The following is a 4,819-nucleotide window of genomic DNA, read 5'->3' as shown; positions in this document are numbered from 1 at the left end:
AAGGCCATACAGACCACTTACATTTACGGACATTTCGATTTCCTTTCCCACAAATGCGATTTCGGGTCTTCAATCGATATGAGGGGATACGCCCCCAATGTCCAGAGTTCTACCCGCGGTGGAAAAATCTATTCGCTGAACGGGGTAAATATCGAAAAAGGCACCCGGTTTCCGGGTGCCTTGGCATAGGTATCGCGAGCATAAGAAGGCGTTATACCATTGGCTTGTTCTGACAATTATACGAACTCATGAACCCACCATCGGACGGTTGGCGGCATGCCTGTTTCTGGTCGGTTTAGGTGCTGTTCTAGGTACAAGCTCGTTCTTCGGTTGCCAATGCTTACGCGGTATTTAGCCGTGAAGAAGCCTTCGAAGCCGGGGCGGAACTCCCCCACCTCGATCACTTGCGTCACTCTAAAGGTGCGACCGTCGCGCCACGCGATGCTTAGTGGCTCCAAAAAGCCATCGTCGCGCATGTGTGCGACGACGTCAACGTATCGCTTGTGAACGCGTCTCATTCTGCCGTTACCGTCTTTTGTCCAATCTTCCATATATCCGATTATCAAACAGGAACCCGTTATCAGGTAGCGAACAAACGATGGAGATTCACTGAGTGAGCAAGCAGATCAGTGTTGCTGTCATCTTGCGAAACAAATAGATCAAGCGGTTTATAGCTATGCTTTCTTTCACTTGATCTTCCTTGTTAACTTCCATGGCTTAACTTCCCCAAGTGTTTCAATTTGTAACGGGAAGGTGAAACGCCCGCGGCGGCCGTTTTGCCGCCGCTGGTATCACTGTTGTTACTTTCTAGAAGAGGTCGGCGAACATCGAATCGTCTTCCTCGTAGTCGTCGCTGTCATCATCGTCGTCACTGTCTTCATCGAACGCTGGATGTCCTTGTCGACCTCGACTCGCCAAGTCAAGGCTTTCCTCCAGCTCGTCGAGCGTCACGGTCTCAAGCCTGCCAGCCCGGTAATCCTCGACCTTCTTCAATAGGCCGTACTCATACTCAAGTCTGTCAATCTCGGCGGACTCGGTCTCCAAGCCGCCGGGTTCGAGGTCGATATCTGCCTCCGAGCCGTCTCCCGCGGTGTCCGCGGTAGACTCGGGTGAATCCGCATCGGGGCCGTCTTCCGCTGAGGCTCGGTCGTCGGTGACGTCTTCGGCGGCGTCTGCCGTAGCGCCATCGGTTTCCGCGTCTTGGGGCGGCTGCGGTTCGCTTTCGGTCTCGGCATCGTCGGCATCGGGATCGTCCGAGACGGTGCCGCCGCCGCTCACCATGCCGCCCGCGGTCTTCATGGCCACGAGCGCGCCGCCGAAGGTCATGAGCTCCATGTGCGCGTACTGCTCCGGGTCGACCACGACCGTGGGCTCGGGACGGAGCTCCATAAGGTTCCGGTCGCCGCGCGTCCAGGTTCCGCGGGTCCATGTGATGCCCGAGTTCAGGTCGCTCCAATCGATCAGGTCGTCGGCCATGAGCATGCCGTCACCGAACGAGAGCACAGTCGGCACGATTGTCTCGTAGCTGCCAGACTCATAGTAGATGCAGAGGCCCTGCCCGTGGTCGCCCAAGTAGTTGCCGCTGTCGTCGAACAGCACCTCGAAGACGGCCGGAGCCAAACGCGAACCGTCCTCGGTCCTCACGAGGATCGGCTTGCCGTCCGCATAGACGCCGTCTATGGCGTCCAGCTCGTCCGGCTCGATGATCGTCACGGCGCGCTTGAGGAGTTGCATGTCGTCGCTTGTTGTGATGAACACGCTGCGCTCTAGAAGCACGCCCTGGTTCAGGTAATCGGAAATATCGAGGAAATCGTCCTCGAGCATGATGCCGCTGTGCAGGTCCATGCGCGTCGTCTCGATCACGCGGGCCCTGTCGTGCATCTTCACGATGATGTTCACCGTCTATCTCCTCCTTGTGTAGTTCGCCGGCGTATAGCCGTCGTCGTCAATATCGTCTCGGATCTGCGTATACGTCCGCGCGTCTCTCGTCTTGCCTTCGTCCCTCTTCTCGAGTTCGAGGTTCTTGACCTTCGGATGGCTGTTCAGCAATGCGTTGACGTCGGCGATGGTCGGCTCACCGCCGAGGCTGTCGATGTCGGCCTTGGCGATGACGCCGGACTCCACGAGGTCTTCGAGATATTTCATCTGCCTGTCGGTTGCGGGGCGCTGGAGGTACGGCTTCCATCCGGGCTTCGCACTCCTGTCCGTCTCGCCGGGCGCGGCGATCGTCACGGGGGCGTCCTGCGCCCATTCGCTTCCGGCTATGCCGTAGGCCGACCGCTCCGCGCGCAGGTCCTCCTCGCGCTGCTCGCCGATGATCTTCGCCTTGGCGCGCTCGTGGTCGCGCTCGATCTGCTTGATCTTGTCGGGCGTGAGCGCGCCCGCCGCGATCGACTCCGAATAGGCCTTCCGGTAGCGGACGTACTCGCTCGTCAGCATTGCGGTCTGCTCGGCGGTGATTACCTTGGCGCCGCGGCCCCGCACATCGGTGGGGCCGATCGGCATCTGTGATGAGGTCAGGACATCGACCGCGGCGGAAAGGCGGCGCGAGCGGTTGCGGATGTCGCCTGCCGCCGAAGCGAGGTTCACGGCATCTGTCTTGATGCCGTCGCGGCGCGCGAGAAGGTCCGTATAGGTCGTATCGGTGAGCACGATGCCGCGCTCGGCCATCCACTTGCGGATCTTTTCCATCTCGCGGAGCTCGTCGGCGTTGTCCTCGCGCCACGCCGCGAGCGCGCCGGGGTTGTCCGGGCGCGCGGTTAGCTGCGCGGCGCAGGCCGTGTAGACCTCTACCTGGCGGATGGCCTCGGCGGTCTGCTCGGCCTCCAGCTTGAGCGCGTCGGCCTTCGCGTCAAGCGCTTCGACCTCGGCGGCGAGGCGCTTGGCATCCGCCGCCATGTCCGCGTAGCTGAGGTAGCCGCGCTCGCGGATAATGTTCACGGCATCGGCCGCGGCGGCGAGACGCGCGGCGGAGCGCTCGATTCTCTTCGACCGCTCGAGGTTGTCGGACGCGACCGCCTCGAAAGTCATGGGCGGCAGGACGACGTCCGGGACAAGGTCCTCGGCGCACATCTTCACGTTCGGACGCTGTCCCTCGAGACGCACGGCAAGGCGGTCACGCAGCCCCTCGACCGTATAGGAGTCATCTAGCTTGTAGCCCTTCACGGGGTGCCCCTTGCCCTCGGGCGGGTAGAACGTCAACACGCCGCGGCGGTTGACGTTGATGCGATAGCCCTTCTCCGCCAAGCGCCTCTCGAGCGCGGGCCATGTCCGGCAGCCCTGTAGTGTCGACTCGATATCGTCATGCATCGCATCGGTCCATAGCTTCTTCCCGCTGTACCGTGCGCGGCGCTGTGCGTCCGTCACATGTCGGCGCGCCGGGCGCGCCTCCTGCAAGACGACCTCGCGGCGGCGGTCGGGGCGCGGCGTGCGCGCGTACCAGGCACCGTCCTCATCCCTCGAGAACTTGAAGTTGTCGAAAGCGGTATAACCGTAATCGCGGCAGATGCGCTGAAGTTCCATCGCGTCGGCCTGCACGTCATCGTCGTCGAGGTGTATCTTCCTGCCGTCCACCGGATTGACGGAGTTGACCACGATATGCGCGTGCGGGATGCCGTTGTCGCTGTGGGTCTCGATCACCCACTGGTATCCACTGTAGCGCTCACGCACCCAATCGTATGCCAAGGTGTCGACCGCATTGGCATCCAGGCCGTCCTCTGGGTCGGGTGAGATCACGAAGTGGTAGTACTTGCGCCCCTTGTCCTTGCCGAACATCTGGCGCGTCGCGTCCATCTGCTCGTCCCAGTCGGCGCTATTGAGATCGATTGAGCTGGAACGGAACGTCACGGCGCGGCCGTTGCGCGCGAGGTAGTCCTTTATCTGTTTGCATCCGCCGAACTTACGGGCGAGCGTCTTGAGCATCGCCATGCTAGCGCTCCACTTCCGACTGACGCCTGAGCTGCATCATGAGGCCGCGCGTCTCCGCGAGCGCCTTGCAGTAGGGGTCCTTCAGGGTCGCGACGAAGTTCTCGATTTGCCCGATCAGCTCGCGTCGACGCTCCTTGCTCACATCAGGCATGTCCTGTAGGAGGACCAGTGTGTTGGCCGCGGCGGTGAGCTGGTTCAGGTTCACTCCCTGCTTGTTAAGCTCGTAGAAGAACTTCTGAAAGAAATCGGGGTCGCCGATGTAGTACATGGGCGTATGGAGGATGCGGTCGACCATGAAGCGCGATTGCGTCATGCCGGCCTTCTTGGCAGCGGACCGGATGAAGGTATCCTCGTAGGGCGTCACATTGAAATGCTTCTGCACTGTGCGGTGCTCGGTGTCGAGCAGCCCTTCCAGCGCCTCCTTCACGTCTACGCAATCGCCGCCGGGCAGCTTCGCCAGCGTGAACTCCTGCTTGCCGTAGATCGCCGTCTCGCGGATGAAGTCCGTGACGGTCGCACCTGCAAGGCTCGCCTTGGCCTTGAGTGTGCCGATCTCTTCCTCGGTCAACCTGATGCTGACCATCCTTGTCTGCGAGGTGGCATTTTTTGCCACGCTTCCTCCAATTCCTCGCGCACCTGTGCGCGACCCCGGTCCAAGGGCGGAGCCCTGGCAAGCGCCGGAGGCGGGCGGGTTTCCGTCGGCGGGCCGTGCCCGGTGGCGGAAACCTGACCGACTTCGGCGGCATAGTTGTACATACATCTACGATGGAGGTACAACTATGCGTCTCTTGCGAAGTTTTCAGTATCCTACCCCTATTTGCCTGGGTTTAGACCGCCTTGCACCGGTCATCTGATGTCAAAATGTCGTCCGCGTTTCGATTGCCCGCCATCC

Annotated in this window: 4 protein-coding genes; 1 reads left to right on the top strand and 3 read right to left on the bottom strand. The window is 61.0% G+C overall.

Features of this window, described 5'->3' with window-relative positions; all coding sequences use genetic code 11:
- The coding region (locus tag ACMO6A_RS13065) for a hypothetical protein (protein WP_418471388.1) at positions 1-189 on the top strand (189 nt) is incomplete at its 5' end.
- Positions 190-807: 618 nt separating this feature from the next.
- Here ACMO6A_RS13065 and ACMO6A_RS13060 read toward each other — a convergent pair.
- The 3 genes from ACMO6A_RS13060 to ACMO6A_RS13050 are packed head-to-tail and all read right to left on the bottom strand — an operon-like array spanning position 808 to position 4,540.
- On the bottom strand, positions 808-1,899 hold the full coding sequence (locus ACMO6A_RS13060; protein WP_418471387.1) for a hypothetical protein: 1,092 nt from the start codon (positions 1,897-1,899) through the stop codon (positions 808-810).
- 3 nt (positions 1,900-1,902) lie between these two features.
- Positions 1,903-3,921, bottom strand: a complete 2,019-nt coding sequence (locus ACMO6A_RS13055; protein WP_418471389.1) for a relaxase/mobilization nuclease domain-containing protein — start codon at positions 3,919-3,921, stop codon at positions 1,903-1,905.
- A gap of 7 nt (positions 3,922-3,928) precedes the next feature.
- Positions 3,929-4,540: a plasmid mobilization protein gene (locus ACMO6A_RS13050; protein ID WP_418471386.1), complete on the bottom strand. Its 612-nt coding sequence runs from the start codon at positions 4,538-4,540 to the stop codon at positions 3,929-3,931.
- Positions 4,541-4,819 lie beyond the last annotated feature (279 nt).

Origin of the sequence: Eggerthella sp., from assembly GCF_048329335.1 — a bacterium.
In the GTDB taxonomy this organism is placed as follows: Bacteria; Actinomycetota; Coriobacteriia; order Coriobacteriales; family Eggerthellaceae; genus Eggerthella; species Eggerthella lenta.
This window is presented reverse-complemented; position numbering and strand designations above follow the sequence as displayed.